Origin of the sequence: Roseateles subflavus (genome assembly GCF_030285365.1) — a bacterium.
GTDB classification, from domain to species: domain Bacteria; phylum Pseudomonadota; class Gammaproteobacteria; order Burkholderiales; family Burkholderiaceae_C; genus Roseateles_B; species Roseateles_B subflavus.
In genome coordinates this window covers 153,404-168,643 of the sequence record NZ_JASVDS010000006.1, presented here as the reverse complement: position 1 = coordinate 168,643, position 15,240 = coordinate 153,404, and the positions used below count along the sequence as shown (strand labels likewise).

The 15,240-nt window shown below is 68.5% G+C and carries 14 protein-coding genes; all 14 read left to right on the top strand.

Translation table 11 applies throughout. The features are described 5' to 3' along the window. Nucleotides 1-19 precede the first annotated feature (19 nt). The 14 genes from leuC (at nt 20) to QRD43_RS19100 (ending at nt 15,198) form a co-directional block, all read left to right on the top strand. The gene (gene leuC / locus QRD43_RS19165) at nt 20-1,432 is read left to right on the top strand and encodes a 3-isopropylmalate dehydratase large subunit (RefSeq protein ID WP_285984103.1); all 1,413 of its coding nucleotides are present in this window, start codon (nt 20-22) and stop codon (nt 1,430-1,432) included. 10 nt (nt 1,433-1,442) lie between these two features. Continuing rightward, on the top strand, nt 1,443-2,087 hold the full coding sequence (leuD, locus tag QRD43_RS19160; RefSeq protein WP_285984102.1) for a 3-isopropylmalate dehydratase small subunit: 645 nt from the start codon (nt 1,443-1,445) through the stop codon (nt 2,085-2,087). 22 nt (nt 2,088-2,109) lie between these two features. Continuing rightward, on the top strand, nt 2,110-2,394 hold the full coding sequence (locus QRD43_RS19155; protein ID WP_285984101.1) for a hypothetical protein: 285 nt from the start codon (nt 2,110-2,112) through the stop codon (nt 2,392-2,394). 25 nt (nt 2,395-2,419) lie between these two features. Next, nucleotides 2,420-3,520: a 3-isopropylmalate dehydrogenase gene (gene leuB / locus QRD43_RS19150; protein ID WP_285984100.1), complete on the top strand. Its 1,101-nt coding sequence runs from the start codon at nt 2,420-2,422 to the stop codon at nt 3,518-3,520. A gap of 93 nt (nt 3,521-3,613) precedes the next feature. Then, nucleotides 3,614-4,744, top strand: a complete 1,131-nt coding sequence (gene asd, locus QRD43_RS19145; protein ID WP_285984099.1) for an aspartate-semialdehyde dehydrogenase — start codon at nt 3,614-3,616, stop codon at nt 4,742-4,744. Nucleotides 4,745-5,030: 286 nt separating this feature from the next. Continuing rightward, nucleotides 5,031-7,574 carry a FimV/HubP family polar landmark protein gene (locus tag QRD43_RS19140; protein WP_285984098.1) on the top strand — a complete coding sequence of 848 codons (2,544 nt, stop codon included), beginning with the start codon at nt 5,031-5,033 and terminating at the stop codon, nt 7,572-7,574. A 139-nt stretch (nt 7,575-7,713) separates the two neighbouring features. Further along, a complete protein-coding gene (gene truA / locus QRD43_RS19135; RefSeq protein WP_285984097.1) occupies nt 7,714-8,502 on the top strand; it encodes a tRNA pseudouridine(38-40) synthase TruA in 789 nt (262 codons plus the stop codon). After that, nucleotides 8,450-9,178 carry a phosphoribosylanthranilate isomerase gene (locus QRD43_RS19130; RefSeq protein ID WP_285984096.1) on the top strand — a complete coding sequence of 243 codons (729 nt, stop codon included), beginning with the start codon at nt 8,450-8,452 and terminating at the stop codon, nt 9,176-9,178. The genes truA and QRD43_RS19130 overlap by 53 nt, the downstream gene beginning before the upstream one ends. Before the next feature lie 44 nt (nt 9,179-9,222). Continuing rightward, on the top strand, nt 9,223-10,521 hold the full coding sequence (gene trpB, locus QRD43_RS19125; protein WP_285984095.1) for a tryptophan synthase subunit beta: 1,299 nt from the start codon (nt 9,223-9,225) through the stop codon (nt 10,519-10,521). After that, nucleotides 10,518-11,327 carry a tryptophan synthase subunit alpha gene (gene trpA / locus QRD43_RS19120; RefSeq protein WP_285984094.1) on the top strand — a complete coding sequence of 270 codons (810 nt, stop codon included), beginning with the start codon at nt 10,518-10,520 and terminating at the stop codon, nt 11,325-11,327. The genes trpB and trpA overlap by 4 nt, the downstream gene beginning before the upstream one ends. Nucleotides 11,328-11,410: 83 nt before the next feature. After that, complete coding sequence (accD, locus tag QRD43_RS19115) at nt 11,411-12,283, top strand: acetyl-CoA carboxylase, carboxyltransferase subunit beta (RefSeq protein WP_285984093.1); 873 nt, start codon at nt 11,411-11,413, stop codon at nt 12,281-12,283. A gap of 70 nt (nt 12,284-12,353) precedes the next feature. Then, a complete protein-coding gene (gene folC / locus QRD43_RS19110; protein WP_285984092.1) occupies nt 12,354-13,691 on the top strand; it encodes a bifunctional tetrahydrofolate synthase/dihydrofolate synthase in 1,338 nt (445 codons plus the stop codon). Between the two features lie 87 nt (nt 13,692-13,778). Then, a complete protein-coding gene (locus tag QRD43_RS19105; protein ID WP_285984091.1) occupies nt 13,779-14,705 on the top strand; it encodes an SPOR domain-containing protein in 927 nt (308 codons plus the stop codon). A 4-nt stretch (nt 14,706-14,709) separates the two neighbouring features. Beyond that, complete coding sequence (locus tag QRD43_RS19100) at nt 14,710-15,198, top strand: CvpA family protein (protein ID WP_285984090.1); 489 nt, start codon at nt 14,710-14,712, stop codon at nt 15,196-15,198. Nucleotides 15,199-15,240 lie beyond the last annotated feature (42 nt).

Here is a 15,240-nt window from a genome sequence, read left to right as displayed (position 1 = left end):
CACTGACAGGAACTCCGCCATGAGCGCACGCACCCTCTACGACAAGCTCTGGGACGAGCACGTCGTGCACACCGAGGAAGACGGCACCGCCGTGCTCTACATCGACCGCCATCTCGTCCACGAGGTGACCAGTCCGCAGGCCTTCGAGGGGCTGGACATGGCCGGCCGCAAGGTCTGGCGTCTGTCGGCCAATCTGGCGGTGAGCGACCACAACGTGCCCACGACGGACCGCAGCGCCGGCATCGCCGACCCCATCTCGCGGCTGCAGGTCGACACGCTGGATGCCAACTGCGACCGCCATGGCATCACGCAGTTCAAGATGAGCGACCGCCGCCAGGGCATCGTGCATGTGATCGGCCCGGAGCAGGGCGCCACGCTGCCCGGCATGACCGTGGTCTGCGGTGACAGCCACACCTCCACGCACGGCGCCTTCGGCGCCCTGGCCCATGGCATCGGCACCTCCGAGGTCGAGCACGTGCTCGCCACGCAGACGCTGCTCGCCAAGAAGGCGAAGAACATGCTGGTGAAGGTCGAGGGTCAGGTCTTGCCTGGCGTCGGCGCCAAGGACATCGTGCTGGCCATCATCGGCCGCATCGGCACGGCCGGCGGCACGGGCTACACCATCGAGTTCGCCGGCTCGGCGATCCGCGCGCTGAGCATGGAAGGCCGCATGACGGTCTGCAACATGGCCATCGAGGCGGGCGCCCGCGCCGGCCTGGTCGCCGTGGATGACATCACCATCCACTACGTCCAGGGCCGCCCCTTCTCGCCGCAGGGCGTCGAATGGGAGCAGGCCGTGCGCTACTGGCGCACGCTGCACTCGGATGCCGGCGCGCACTTCGATGCCGTCGTCGAGCTGGACGCCACGCAGATCCGCCCGCAGGTCACCTGGGGCACCTCGCCCGAGATGGTGCTGTCCATCGAGGACCGCGTGCCGGACCCCGACAAGGAAAAGGACGCCGTCAAGCGCGGCGCCATCGAGCGCGCGCTGACCTACATGGCGCTGGAGCCCAACAAGGCCATCAGCGACATCCGCATCGACAAGGTCTTCATCGGCTCCTGCACCAACAGCCGCATCGAGGACATGCGCGAAGCCGCCGCCGTGGTGAAGCGCCTCGGTGGTCGCATTGCCAGCAACGTGCGCCTGGCCCTCGTGGTGCCGGGTTCGGGCCTGGTGAAGGCGCAGGCCGAGGCCGAGGGGCTGGACCGCATCTTCACCGCCGCCGGCTTCGAGTGGCGCGAGCCGGGCTGCTCGATGTGTCTGGCCATGAATGCCGACCGCCTGGAGCCGGGCGAGCGCTGCGCCTCCACCAGCAACCGCAACTTCGAGGGCCGGCAGGGCGCCGGCGGCCGCACGCATCTGGTGAGCCCGGCGATGGCGGCCGCGGCCGCGATGCAGGGCCATTTCGTCGACGTGCGCAAGATCGCCTGAGGACCCCGTCATGGAAAAGTTCACCATCCACAAGGGCCTCGTGGCGCCCATGGACCGCGACAACGTCGACACCGACGCCATCATCCCCAAGCAGTTCCTGAAGTCCATCAAGCGCACCGGCTTCGGCCCGAACCTGTTCGACGAGTGGCGCTACCTGGACAAGGGCGAGCCTGGCCAGGACCCGGCCTCGCGCAAGCCCAATCCGGACTTCGTGCTGAACCAGGCGCGCTATGCCGGCGCCTCCGTGCTGATCGCCCGCAGCAACTTCGGCTGCGGCTCGAGCCGTGAGCATGCGCCGTGGGCCCTGGAGCAGTACGGCTTCCGCGCGCTGATCGCGCCGAGCTTCGCCGACATCTTCTTCAACAACTGCTTCAAGAACGGCGTGCTGCCCATCGTGCTGCCGGAGAGCCAGGTGGCTCGCCTGTTCGACGAGGTCCACGCCTTCCCCGGCTACCAGCTGACGGTGGACCTCGAACGCCAGGTCGTGATCAAGCCGGATGGCGCCGAGCTGCCCTTTGAGGTCCAGCCCTTCCGCAAGTACTGCCTGCTCAACGGCTTCGACGACATCGGCCTGACCCTGCGTCACGCCGAGAAGATCAAGGCCTTCGAGGCGGAGCGCCTGCTGGTCAAGCCCTGGCTGGGCCGGCGGATCTGAGGCGGGCGAGGGCGCTGCCGTGATGGCCCCGAGAGCCTGGTTCCGCCGCGTGGTGCTGGCCAGGCCCTGGCTGGCCTTCCTCGTGATGGTGCTGAGCTTCTTCGCCTTCGGCGTCGGCACGCTCAACCTCTTTCACCTGCTCTCCGCCAACGGGCGTTTCCTGCTGCAGCACGGCTGGGACGCTGTCATGGAGGGCGGCCTGCGCCAGCTGCTGGAGCTGCTGGTCAACGGATTCCTGGCCATGGCGGCCTATGTGGTGTTCAAGGCCAGCGAGCACCGCCTGAGCCACTGGCTGTCTGACGATTGACATTCATTTTCGAGACTCACCCACCATGAAGATCGCAATCCTGCCCGGCGATGGCATCGGCACCGAGATCGTCGCTGAAGCCGTCAAGGTGCTGAAGGTCCTGGACCTCCCCTTCGAGATGGAGACCGCGCCCGTGGGCGGCGCCGCCTACGAGGCCGCCGGCCATCCGCTGCCCGACAGCACGCTGGCCCTGGCCAAGGCGGCCGATGCCGTCCTGTTCGGCGCCGTGGGCGACTGGAAGTACGACACCCTGGAGCGCCGCCTGCGTCCGGAGCAGGCCATCCTCGGTCTGCGCAAGGAGCTCGGCCTGTTCGCCAACTTCCGCCCGGCCATCTGCTACCCCGAGCTGACGCATGCCTCCAGCCTCAAGCCCGAGCTGGTGGCCGGCCTGGACATCCTCATCATCCGCGAGCTGACCGGCGACATCTACTTCGGCCAGCCCCGCGGCCGCCGCACGGCGGTGGACGGCCACTTCCCCGGCAGCGAAGAGGCCTTCGACACCATGCGCTACTCGCGCCCGGAGATCGAGCGCATCGCCCATGTGGCCTTCCAGGCCGCCCGCAAGCGCAACAGGAAGGTCACGAGCGTCGACAAGGCCAACGTGCTGGAGACCTTCCAGTTCTGGAAGGACGTCGTCACCGAAGTGCATGCCCAGTACCCCGACGTCGAGCTGGAGCACATGTACGTGGACAACGCCGCGATGCAGCTCGTGAAAGCGCCCAAGAAGTTCGATGTGGTCGTAACCGGCAATATGTTCGGTGATATCCTGTCCGACGAGGCGGCGATGCTCACGGGTTCCATCGGCATGCTGCCCTCGGCCTCGCTGAATGCGGCCAATCAGGGCCTGTACGAGCCCAGCCACGGCAGCGCGCCCGACATCGCCGGCAAGGGGATTGCCAATCCTCTGGCCACCATCCTCTCCGCTGCCATGATGCTCAAGTTCTCCCTCAACCAGCCGGAAGCCGCCGCCCGTATCGAGGCCGCCGTCCAGTCCGTGCTGTCGCAGGGCCTGCGCACCGCCGACATCTATTCGGAAGGCACGCGCAAGGTGAGCACCCGCGAGATGGGTGACGCGGTGGTCGCGGCCCTCACCGGCGCCACCATGACCAAAACCATCAAGGGCTGATCCAGCTCCGGTTCGTCTCGCCTCCACAAACCCGGCGAACGAGCCGGAGAAGGAAGCGACGGGTTTGTGGTGTGAGATGACAAAGGAAGCAAGATGACGACTCTCGTAGGTTTGGTGGGCTGGCGTGGCATGGTCGGTTCGGTGCTCATGGACCGCATGACGGCCGAGCGCGATTTCGACCTGATCGAACCGCTGTTCTTCAGCACCTCCAATGCAGGCGGCGCCGCCCCGGCGCAGGCCAAGAACGAAACCAAGCTGCAGGATGCCTTCGACATCGAGCAGCTCAAGCGCTGCGAGATCATCATCACCGCGCAGGGCGGCGACTACACCTCCGAGGTCTTCCCCAAGCTGCGTGCCGCGGGCTGGAACGGCCACTGGATCGACGCCGCCTCCACGCTGCGCATGAAGGACGACGCCGTCATCATCCTGGACCCGGTCAACATGCCGGTGATCAAGGACGCCCTGGCCAAGGGTGGCCGCAACTGGGTGGGCGGCAACTGCACCGTCTCGTGCATGCTGATGGGCGTGGGCGCGCTGTACAAGGCGGGCCTCGTCGAATGGATGAGCACGCAGACCTACCAGGCCGCGTCCGGCGGCGGCGCCCAGCACATGCGTGAGCTGCTGACGCAGTTCGGCACGCTGAATGCCGAGGTCCGTGAGCTGCTGGCCGACCCGAAGAGCGCCATCCTCGAGATCGACCGCAAGATCATCGCCAAGCAGCGCGGCCTCTCGGCCGGCGAGACCGCCAACTTCGGCGTGCCGCTGGGCGGCTCGCTGATCCCCTGGATCGACAAGGACCTGGGCAACGGCACCTCCCGCGAAGAGTGGAAGGGCATGGCCGAGACGAACAAGATCCTGGGCCAGGGCGAGGGCTTCAGCGCCCCGGCCGTGCCGGTGGATGGCTTCTGCGTGCGCGTGGGCGCCATGCGCTGCCACAGCCAGGCCCTGACCTTCAAGCTCAAGAAGGACGTGCCCCTGGCGGACATCGAGGCCATGATCGCCGCCGACAACGAATGGGTGAAGGTTGTCCCCAACACGCGCGAAGCCACCATTCAGGACCTCACGCCGGTGGCCGTCACCGGCACGCTGACGATCCCCGTCGGCCGCCTGCGCAAGATGGCCATGGGCCCCGAGTACCTCGGCGCCTTCACCATCGGCGACCAGCTGCTGTGGGGCGCCGCCGAACCGCTGCGCCGGATGCTCCGCATCCTCCTGGCTCAGTAAAATCCCTGCATGACTGCCGTTACCCGTTGTCCACATGCGACAGCTGGTAACGGCTGGTGAACCAGACGCTTGTCAAGGGTGAAATTCAGCCTTTGCATGAGTTGTCAGGCGTATATGCTTGACGCTGTTGTGATTTCTGCAGCGCTGAAGCCGTGTACGACAGCATCCCGAGGGCTGTGAACCACATAACAAACATCGTCGAAACGGGCGGACACCCTGGGGTGCCCGCTTTGTTGCTTTGGGGGACGCCTTGAACAAGTACTCTCGCGCTTTCGGGCGCTTTGCCTTGACCCGCGTTGCGGTGGCCGCGTTGTCTCTGGCCAGTTTGCAGGCCTGGGGCCTCGGGCTGGGTAGCTCAAAGGTCCAGTCTGCATTGGGCGAGACGCTCAAGGCCGAGATCGATGTGAGCAGCCTTTCGGCCGAAGAGGCCGGCTCGCTGAAGGTCCGCATCGCCAATCCGGATGTCTACCGCGCCAGCGGCGTCGAGTTCAATTCGGTGCTGACGTCCACCCAGGTCCAGCTGCTGCGCCGGGCCGACGGGCGCCCCTATCTGCGCATCACCAGTGATCGCGCCGTGCAGGAACCGTTTGTCGACCTGATCCTGGAGCTGAACTGGTCGTCCGGCCGCCTGACCCGCGAGTACACGCTGCTGTTCGATCCCCCCGCGCTGAACCGCCCCACGGCACCCAGCGAGGTCACGACGGCGCCGGTCATTGCCGCAGCGCCGACGGATGCCAAGGCCCTGCCGGCCCAGCGCCCCGCGGCCCAGCGTCCGGCTGCGCCGACGCCGGCCCCGGCACCGGCCCCCCGGGCTGCGGCAGAGCCCAAGCCCGCCCCCGCGCCGGCACCGGTGTCTCCGACGGCTGCGAGCGACTACGCCGTCAAGCCGGGCGACACCCTGTCCCGCATCGCCAACAAGACCCAGGTGGATGGCATCTCGCTCGACCAGATGCTGGTCGGCCTGTATCGCGCCAATCCGGACGCCTTCGTCGACAACAACATGAACCGGCTGAAGGCCGGCGTGGTGCTGAAGGTGCCGGGCAGCGACAAGCTCGGCGAGCTCAGCGCCGCCGAGGCCCGCCAGGTCATCCAGGCCCAGAGTGCGGACTTCAACAGCTACCGTCAACGCCTGGCCACGGGCGCGCCGCTCATCCGTCAGGAAGAGAGCGACAAGTCGGCCAAGGGCCGTGTCCAGGCCGAAGTGGCCGACAAGAAGCCGGCCGCTGCCGCCGCGCCGGACAAGCTGACCCTCAGCAAGCCCAGCGCCGCCGCCAGTGCCGAGGTCAAGGCGTCCAAGGACACCGAGAAGAAGGACTCCGCGGCCCGCGTGGCGGAGCTGACCCGCAACGTGGAAGAGCTGAAGAAGCTCTCCACCCAGACCAAGCCGGCCGCGACCGCGCCTGCCGCCGCTCCTGTGCCGGCTCCCGCCCCGGCTCCGGCTCCTGCACCGGCTCCCGCCGTGGCACTGCCGGCCGTGATGCCCACGCCGGCCAGCATGCCCAGCCCGGCGGCGTCCGTGCCTGCGCCGGCGTCCGAGGCGGCGTCGGCTGCCAGTGCGCCGAAGCCGGCCGCATCGCGTCCGAAGCCCGCCCCCATGCCGGCCCCGACGCCCGAGCCGAGCTTCCTGGATTCGCTGACCGACGGCCCGATCCTGCCCATCCTGGCCGGCATCGTCGTGGTGGCGCTGGGTGGTTTCGGCCTGATGCGCCTGCGCAACCGCCGCCCTGAGTTCAAGGCCGAGACCGCCTTCACCGAAAGCCGTCTGCAGCCGGATTCGTTCTTCGGCGCCAGCGGCGGCCAGCGCATCGACACCCGCGAGTCGGGCAATTCCAGCCAGAGCTCCATGAGCTACTCGCTGAGCCAGCTTGACGCCATCGGCGATGTCGATCCGGTGGCCGAAGCCGACGTGTACCTGGCCTACGGCCGGGACCTGCAGGCCGAGGAAATCCTCAAGGAGGCGCTGCGTGCCAATCCGGAGCGTCTGGCCATCCGCCTGAAGCTGCTGGAGGTCTACGCCAAGCGCCGTGACACCAAGGCCTACGAGCAACTGGCCGCGCAGCTCTATGCCGAGACGCAAGGGCAGGGCGAGGACTGGCCGAAGGTGCAGGAGCTCGGTCGCCAGATCGATCCCGACCATCCGCTCTACCAGCCCGGCGGCATGCCCGCAGCCCTGGCCGCCGGCGATGCCGAGCAGCGTCCCGAGCCCATGAACGCGACCACGCTGCCGGCCTCGGCCGGCATGATGGGCACGCCGCTGGCCGCCACGGATCCTGGCCCTGCCAGCAGCCTCGACCTGGATCTGGACCTGGACCTGGGCGGCTCGAGCAGCTCCATGCAGGCCACGCAGGCCATGCCCGCCGCGGCGGCTCAGGCCCCGCTGCGCATGGACGTGGACCTGGGCGGCGTCAAGCTGCCGGAATCCGCCAAGGCTGCCGCGACGGACCTCGAGTTCGACCTGAACGAGCTGGGTGACTTCGATGCCGCGACCGCTGCTGCACCGCTGCCGCCTGACGCGCAGAGCCTGGACTTCGACCTCTCGTCCATCGACCTGGATCTGCCCGCCACGGACGAGCCGGCCGCCGTGTCGACCGTCGCTGACCAGCGCGGGGCCGACACCCCGGTGCGCAGCGCCGCGGACCAGCTGGCCGATGCCATCGATGCCCTGGCCGACGACGAAGGCGACCCGCTGCAGCGCCAGCTGGAGCTGGCTGAGGAGTTCCGCCAGATCGGTGACGTCGAGGGTGCCCGCGACGTGCTGCAGGAGCTGGTCCTGAAGGCGGAAGGCAATCTGCGCGTCAAGGCCCAGTCGATGCTGGACGAATTGCGCTGACCGGCGGCCAGTCGCCAGCGCGGCGCCATGTCCGCGACAATCAGAAGGCGTCCGCGAGTCGGGCGCCTTTTTTCTTGCCCGCGAGGGCAGGGCCTGTGGGGGCTTGGGCCGACGCATGAAACCGGATGAGGATGGATCGATGACGCAGCGCGTGGCCCTCGGGGTCAGTTACCGGGGGGAGGGCTATCTCGGCTGGCAGTCCCAGCCCAATGGCCGCACGGTGCAGGACGCGCTGGAGAAGGCGCTCTCGCAGTTTGCCGACGCGCCGCTGCGCACGATCTGCGCCGGCCGCACCGACACGGGCGTGCACGGCCTCAACCAGGTCGTGCACTTCGACACCGACGCCGTGCGCGAGCCGTTCTCCTGGGTGCGTGGCACCAACCGCTACCTGCCGCCGGACATCGCCATCCAATGGTGTGCCTTCCCGGGGGCGGACTTCCATGCGCGCAACCAGGCCAGGGGCCGGCGCTACGCCTATCTGCTGCTGGAGTCCGCCGTGCGTCCCGCCATCGAGAGCGGTGCCTGTGGCTGGGTCTTCCGCCCGCTGGATGGCGAGGCCATGCGGGCGGCCGTCCAGTACCTGCTCGGCGAGCATGACTTCTCCTCCTTCCGCTCGGCCGAATGCCAGGCGAACTCGCCCGTGAAGGTGCTGCGCGCCATCGACATCCATCGACGCGGCGCCTACTGGCGCTTCGAGTTCGATGCCTCTGCCTTCCTGCATCACATGGTGCGCAACCTCATGGGCTGCCTGATCACCATCGGCAGCGGCCTGAAGCCGCCCGAGTGGATGGCGGAGGTGCTGGCCGCTCGCAGCCGACAGGCGGCGGCGCCCACCTTCTCGCCGGCAGGCCTCTACTTCCTGGGGCCGTACTACGATGCTCATCTGGGACTGCCGGAGCGCACGGCCGCCATGGACTGGCTGCCCTGATCCCTCGGACACCCGGCAGCCAAGGAGCGCCGCCATGACACGAACACGCATCAAGATCTGCGGGCTGACCCGCGAGCAGGACGTCGACTTCGCCGTGCAGGCTGGCGCGGACGCCATCGGCTTCGTCCTCTACGAGAAGAGCCCGCGCTACGTCAGCCCGCTGCGCGCGGCCGAACTGGCGCGGCGCCTGCCGCCCTTCGTGACGCCCGTCGGCCTCTTCGTCAATGCCGACGATGCCCTGCTGGCCGAGGCGCTGGCGGCCCTGCCCAATCTGCTGCTGCAGTTCCATGGCGACGAGACGCCGCCGCAATGCGAACGGCATGCGCGCCCCTACATTCGCGCAGCCCGCATGAGCCCCGGCTTTGATTTGCTAGACTTCGCCCAACAATTCTCAAGCGCCCAGGCCATGCTCGTCGACGCCCACGTCGAGGGCTATGGTGGTGGTGGAAAGGTCTTCGATTGGTCACTGCTTCCTCGAAACGTGCCCTCTCCAGTCGTTTTGTCTGGTGGGTTGCATGCCGGAAATGTGATCGAAGGGATTCTTCGCGTCCGGCCCTGGGCCGTTGACGTCAGCTCCGGGGTGGAAGAGGCCAAGGGCCTCAAGAACCCGCTGCTGATGCGTCAGTTCTGCGAGGCCGTCCGGGAAGCGGACGCTCGCCTGGAAGATGCCGGCTGAGGCCCCCGTGACGGGCGGCCCGGCCTTCTGAAGAGAGAATCACCATGTCAAGCTACAACATGCCGGATGCCCGCGGGCACTTCGGGCCCGTGAACGGCCAGGTCTATGGCGGCCGCTTCGTGGCCGAGACCCTGGTCCATGCCCTGGACGAGCTGAACGAGGCCTACGCCCACTACAGCCAGGATCCGGACTTCATCGCCGAGTTCAAGAAGGAGCTGGCGCACTTCGTCGGCCGTCCGAGCCCGATCTACCATGCGGACCGCCTCAGCCGCGAGCTGGGCGGCGCACAGGTCTACCTCAAGCGCGAGGACCTCAACCACACCGGCGCCCACAAGGTGAACAACACCATCGGGCAGGCGCTGCTGGCCCGTCGCATGGGCAAGAAGCGCATCATTGCCGAGACCGGCGCCGGCCAGCACGGCGTGGCCACGGCCACCATCTGCGCCCGCTACGGCATGGAGTGCGTGGTCTACATGGGCAGCGAGGACGTCAAGCGGCAGTCGCCCAATGTCTATCGCATGAAGCTGCTGGGCGCCACGGTGGTCCCTGTGGATTCGGGCTCCAAGACCCTCAAGGACGCGCTCAACGAGGCCATGCGCGATTGGGTGACCCACGTCGAATCGACGTTCTACATCATCGGCACCGTGGCCGGCCCGCATCCCTATCCCATGATGGTGCGGGACTTCCAGCGCATCATCGGCGACGAATGCCTGGAGCAGATGCCGCCGATGATCGGCCGCCAGCCGGATGCCGTCGTCGCCTGCGTGGGCGGGGGCTCCAATGCCATCGGCATCTTCTACCCCTACATCCCGCATGAGCAGGTGCGCCTGATCGGCGTCGAGGCTGCCGGCGAAGGCCTGGACGGCCACAAGCACGCCGCCACGCTGAGCCTGGGCAGCCCCGGCGTGCTGCATGGCAACCGCACCTACCTGCTGCAGGACGAGAACGGCCAGATCATCGAGACACACTCCGTCTCGGCCGGCCTGGACTACCCCGGCGTCGGCCCGGAGCATGCCTACCTCAAGGACATCGGTCGCGCGGAGTATGTCGGCATCACCGACCAGGAGGCCCTGGATGCCTTCCATCGGCTGTGCCGCACGGAGGGCATCATCCCGGCGCTGGAATCGAGCCATGCCGTGGCCCACGCCATGAAGCTGGCCCCGACGATGCGTCCCGACCAGCACATCCTCGTCAACCTCTCCGGCCGAGGCGACAAGGACATCGGCACCGTGGCCGACCTGTCCAAGGCGGACTTCTACTGCCGGCCGTCCTGCCGCGGCCAGTCGGTGAAGGGCGCCGACACGGTCGTTGTCAGCACGACCGCGAAGGGAGGTGCGCAATGAGCCGCATCCAGGCCACGTTCGCCCGCCTCGCCGCGCAAGGTCGCAAGGCCCTGATCCCCTATGTCACCGCCGGCGACCCGTACCCGGACTGCACCGTGGAGCTGATGCATGCCATGGCAGGCGCCGGTGCGGACGTGATCGAGCTGGGCGTGCCGTTCTCCGACCCCATGGCCGACGGTCCGGTCATCCAGAAGGCCGCCGAGCGTGCCTTGACGCATGGCATCGGGCTGAAGCAGGTGCTGGCCTATGTGCGGGCCTTCCGCGAACAGGACGCCGAGACGCCCGTCGTGCTGATGGGGTATGCCAACCCGGTCGAGCGCTACGGCCAGGCAGCCTTCGTGGCCGATGCCAAGGCCGCCGGCGTGGACGGCGTGCTGGTCGTCGACTATCCGCCCGAGGAGTGCGAGGCCTTCGCCGGGCTGATGAAGTCCGCCGGGCTGGATCCCATCTTCCTGCTGGCCCCGACGTCCACGGACGAGCGCATGGCCAGCGTCGGCAAGGTGGCGAGCGGCTATGTCTACTACGTCTCGCTCAAGGGCGTGACGGGGGCCGGGCACCTCGACACCGACGCCGTGGCCCGCATGGTGCCTCGCATCCGGGCCCAGGTCCCGGTGCCGGTGGGGGTGGGATTCGGCATTCGCGACGCGGCCACCGCCCAGGCCGTGGCCCGGGTTTCCGACGCCGTGGTGATCGGTTCCCGCCTCGTGCAGCTGCTGGAGGTCGAAGCACGCGATAATGTGGCCTCCACGGGGGCGGCCTTCATCCGCGAGATCCGCGAGGCGCTCGACGCCTTGCCGCGCGGCTGACGCCCCTTGATGACCCCGGTGCCGGGCTGCCCACGAGGCGGCGCGGCACCTGACAACGAGACCTGAGACGAAGGAGTCTGCCCATGAGTTGGCTTGAGAAACTTCTGCCGCCCAAGATGCAGCAAAGCGAGGCCGCCGAGCGTCGCACCGTGCCTGAAGGGCTGTGGATCAAGTGCCCGTCCTGCGAGACGGTGCTCTACAAGACCGACCTGGAGCAGAACATCAACGTCTGCCCCAAGTGCAGCCACCACCACCGCATCGGCGCCCGCGCGCGCCTGAATGCCTTCCTGGACGGGGAAGGGCGCTATGAGGTTGGTCAGGAGATCCTCCCGGTCGACGCCCTGAAGTTCAAGGACAGCAAGAAATACCCGGACCGTCTCAAGGAAGCCCTGGAAACCACCGGCGAGACCGACGCCCTGGTGGTGATGGGTGGGGCCGTGATGAGCGTGCCCGTCGTGGCGGCCTGCTTCGAGTTCGACTTCATGGGGGGCTCCATGGGCTCCGTGGTCGGCGAGCGCTTCGCGCGCGGCGTCGAGACGGCCCTGGAGCAGAAGACGCCCTTCATCTGCTTCACCGCCACCGGCGGTGCCCGCATGCAGGAAGGCCTGCTCTCGCTGATGCAGATGGCCAAGACCAACGCGGCGCTGACCCGCCTGGCCAAGGCCAAGCTGCCCTACATCAGCGTGCTGACCGACCCGACCATGGGTGGGGTTTCGGCGTCCTTCGCCTTCGTGGGCGACATCGTCATCGCCGAGCCCAAGGCCCTGATCGGCTTTGCCGGCCCCCGCGTGATCGAGAACACCGTGCGCGAGAAGCTGCCCCCGGGCTTCCAGCGCGCCGAGTTCCTGATGGAAAAGGGCGCCGTGGACATGATCGTGGACCGCCGCCAGCTGCGCGAGACCATCGCCCGCCAGCTGGCCATGCTCCAGCGCCAGAGCTCGGACGCCGTCGCCTGAGCCGGCAGCGTCAACTCCCTTGCGGCCAGGCAGCGTGCCTGGCCGTTTGCATTCCGAACCCCTTTTGCCCATGACGACCGCACCGAGTGACGCGCAGCAGCGCCTGGATGACTGGCTGGCCCACTGCGAGCGCCTGCATCCCAAGGAAATCGACATGACCCTGGCGCGGGTCAATGCGCTGCGCGATCGCCTGGGTCTGCGCTTCGAGGCGCCGGTCGTGATGGTGGCGGGCACCAACGGCAAGGGCTCGACCTGCGCCATGCTCGAGTCCATCGCCCTGCAGGCCGGCTACCGTGTCGGGCTCTATATCAAGCCGCACCTGGTGCACTTCCAGGAACGTTGCCGCGTGGGCGGCGCTCCCGTGGACGCCGGCAGCCTCCTGCCGCACTTCGAGGCCGTCGAGGCCGCCCGAGGTGACGTCGCGCTGACCTACTTCGAGTTCACGACGCTGGCCATCCTGAGCCGTCTGGCGGCGGAGTCGCTGGACCTCGTGATCCTCGAGGTTGGCCTGGGCGGGCGACTGGATGCGGTCAATACCCTCGATGCGGACTGTGCCGTCATCACCAGCATCGACCTCGACCATGTCGAGTACCTCGGGCCGGACCGCGAGTCTGTCGGCCGCGAAAAGGCGCACATCATGCGTCCGGGCAAGCCGGTCGTGGTGAGCGATCCGATGCCGCCCGCGAGCCTGGCGGCCCATGCCGCCGCGGTGGGCGCGGACCTGCGTCAGCTCGGCCAGGACTTCAGCTACGGCGGTGATCGCCAGCAGTGGCAGTGGGCCGGGCGCAGCCGCAAGTTCAGCGGCCTTGCCTTCCCGGCGCTGCGGGGCGTGAACCAGCTGCTCAACGCAGCCGGTGTCCTGGCCGTGTTCGAGGCACTCTTCGAGCAGCTGCCCATCAGTGCTCAGGCGGTGCGCACGGGGCTGGCTCTGGTCGAGCTGCCCGGGCGCTTCCAGGTGGTGCCGGGGCAGCCGGCCCTGGTGCTGGATGTGGCGCACAACCCGCATGCCATCGCCGCATTGGCCCAGAACCTCGACCAGATGGGCTTCTTCCCGCGCACCCATGCGGTGTTCGGTGCCATGGCGGACAAGGACCTTGCCGAGATCCTGGTGCGTATCGCGCCCCTGGTGGACCACTGGCATTTCTGTGACCTCCCGCTGCCGCGTGCGGCGACGGGCGAGGCCCTGGCCGAGCGCTTCGCCGCGCTGCAGTCGCAGGGGGTGCTGAAGGCGCCCAAGGACGTGTCCGTGGCCGTGCATGCCGACCCGCGGTCGGCCCTTGCGGCGGCGGCGGCGGCATCGGACCCCGCTGATAGAATTCTGGTCTTTGGTTCCTTCTACACCGTGGGTGGTGTGCTGAAGGACGGCGTGCCCCGCCTGGTGGCCGGCCCAGCGGCTGACAAGCCCTGAGCACGGTCTGCTGAGTCCGGCGCCAACGCCCCTCTCTCGCGGCCGTGCCGCTGTCCATCTCCGGCGCTCCGAGGTGCCGCATCACACATGGGTTTGCTGTCATTCTTCAAGCGTGCCGAGGACAACAGGGCGGCAGCCAGGCCGGTGGCTGAAGGGCTCGATTCCGTTCAGCAGCTGCGGCTGCGGGCCCGGCGCCGCCTGATCGGTGCGGCCGTGCTGGTCGTGGTGGGCGTGGTCACCTTCCCGCTGGTCTTCGAGACGCAGCCGCGCCCCGTGCCGGTGGACCTTCCCATCGAGATTCCCCGCAAGGACGGCCTGCCGCCCCTGAATGTGCCCGCGACGGCCACGCCGTCCCCTGCCGAGCGGCAGGCAGCAGCGCCCGCGGAACAGCCCGGCGCGGCCATCGTGAACGAGGTGGCCACGCCCCCCCGGGCCTCGGCCGCCGAGCCCGCTCGCGCGCTTGAGGCCCCGAAGCCTGACAGCCATTCCGAATCCCGCCCGGACACCCACAGGGAGTCGGCGGGCAAGCCCGAGCCGAAGCCGGAAGCGCACAAGGTGGCCGAGAAGCCCGCGGAGAAGTTGGCAGAGAAGGGCGCTGACAAGACAGCCACCAAGCCTGCCGAGAAGCCCGCTGAGAAGCCGGCAGACAGGCCTGCCGACAAGGCCCAGGCCCGGCAGGCTGCCGAGCATGCCCGCGAGGCCGATGCCGCACGCGCGATGGCGCTGCTGGAAGGGCGTGAGCCGCCCAAGCCCGCGGCCGAGAAGAAGGCACCGGACGCTGCCGGCACCCGCTTTATCGTGCAGGTGGGCGCCTTTGCCGAGGCTCGCTCCGCCCAGGACATGCGCGGCAAGGTCGAGAAGCTCGGCCTGAAGACCTACACCCAGGCCGTCGAGACACCGGACGGCAAGCGCATCCGTGTGCGCGTCGGTCCCTTTGCCAGCCGCGAGGAGGCCGACCGCGCGGCCGCCAAGCTGCGCGGCAGCGGCCTGGCCGGCACGGTGCTGACGCTCTGATCCGATGGGGTGGGTCGACCTGTCATTCCTCGTGGTGCTGGGCCTGTCGGTGGCCGTCGGCCTGTGGCGGGGGCTCGTCTACGAAGTGCTCGCGCTGGGCGGGTGGCTCGTCGCCTATGTGCTGTCGCCTTGGCTGGCGCCGGTGGTGCAGGGATGGCTGCCCGAGGAGCGCATGGGCCCGCAACTGAGCCATGCCGCGGGCCTGGTGCTGGCCTTCATCGTGATCCTGGTGGTGTGGAGCCTGGTGGCGCGGCTGGTGCGTGCGCTGATCCAGGCCTCGCCGCTGTCCTGGCTGGACCGCCTGGGTGGCGGTGGCTTCGGCGCCCTGCGCGGCCTGTTCATCGGGCTGCTGGTGGCCCTGCTGGTGGGCATGACGCCGCTGGTGACGTCGGAGCCCTGGCGGGCTTCGGCCCTGGCGCCGTGGCTGCAGGGCGGGCTGCGGGTGCTGCAGCCGCTGCTGCCGGAATCGGTCAACAAATTCATCCCGGCCTGAGCGCCACAAGCGTTCGGGCCCTGTGTATCGTAGCGAGTGCTC

What these genes read in the sequence shown, in the direction of transcription:
- leuB (WP_285984100.1), top strand. Translation starts at nt 2,420, where the DNA reads ATGAAGATCGCAATCCTGCCCGGCGATGGCATCGGCACCGAGATCGTC.
- trpA (WP_285984094.1), top strand. Translation starts at nt 10,518, where the DNA reads ATGAGCCGCATCCAGGCCACGTTCGCCCGCCTCGCCGCGCAAGGTCGC.
- truA (WP_285984097.1), top strand. Translation starts at nt 7,714, where the DNA reads ATGACGCAGCGCGTGGCCCTCGGGGTCAGTTACCGGGGGGAGGGCTAT.
- trpB (WP_285984095.1), top strand. Translation starts at nt 9,223, where the DNA reads ATGTCAAGCTACAACATGCCGGATGCCCGCGGGCACTTCGGGCCCGTG.
- QRD43_RS19105 (WP_285984091.1), top strand. Translation starts at nt 13,779, where the DNA reads ATGGGTTTGCTGTCATTCTTCAAGCGTGCCGAGGACAACAGGGCGGCA.
- leuC (WP_285984103.1), top strand. Translation starts at nt 20, where the DNA reads ATGAGCGCACGCACCCTCTACGACAAGCTCTGGGACGAGCACGTCGTG.
- accD (WP_285984093.1), top strand. Translation starts at nt 11,411, where the DNA reads ATGAGTTGGCTTGAGAAACTTCTGCCGCCCAAGATGCAGCAAAGCGAG.
- QRD43_RS19130 (WP_285984096.1), top strand. Translation starts at nt 8,450, where the DNA reads ATGCTCATCTGGGACTGCCGGAGCGCACGGCCGCCATGGACTGGCTGC.
- leuD (WP_285984102.1), top strand. Translation starts at nt 1,443, where the DNA reads ATGGAAAAGTTCACCATCCACAAGGGCCTCGTGGCGCCCATGGACCGC.
- QRD43_RS19155 (WP_285984101.1), top strand. Translation starts at nt 2,110, where the DNA reads ATGGCCCCGAGAGCCTGGTTCCGCCGCGTGGTGCTGGCCAGGCCCTGG.
- QRD43_RS19100 (WP_285984090.1), top strand. Translation starts at nt 14,710, where the DNA reads ATGGGGTGGGTCGACCTGTCATTCCTCGTGGTGCTGGGCCTGTCGGTG.
- asd (WP_285984099.1), top strand. Translation starts at nt 3,614, where the DNA reads ATGACGACTCTCGTAGGTTTGGTGGGCTGGCGTGGCATGGTCGGTTCG.
- folC (WP_285984092.1), top strand. Translation starts at nt 12,354, where the DNA reads ATGACGACCGCACCGAGTGACGCGCAGCAGCGCCTGGATGACTGGCTG.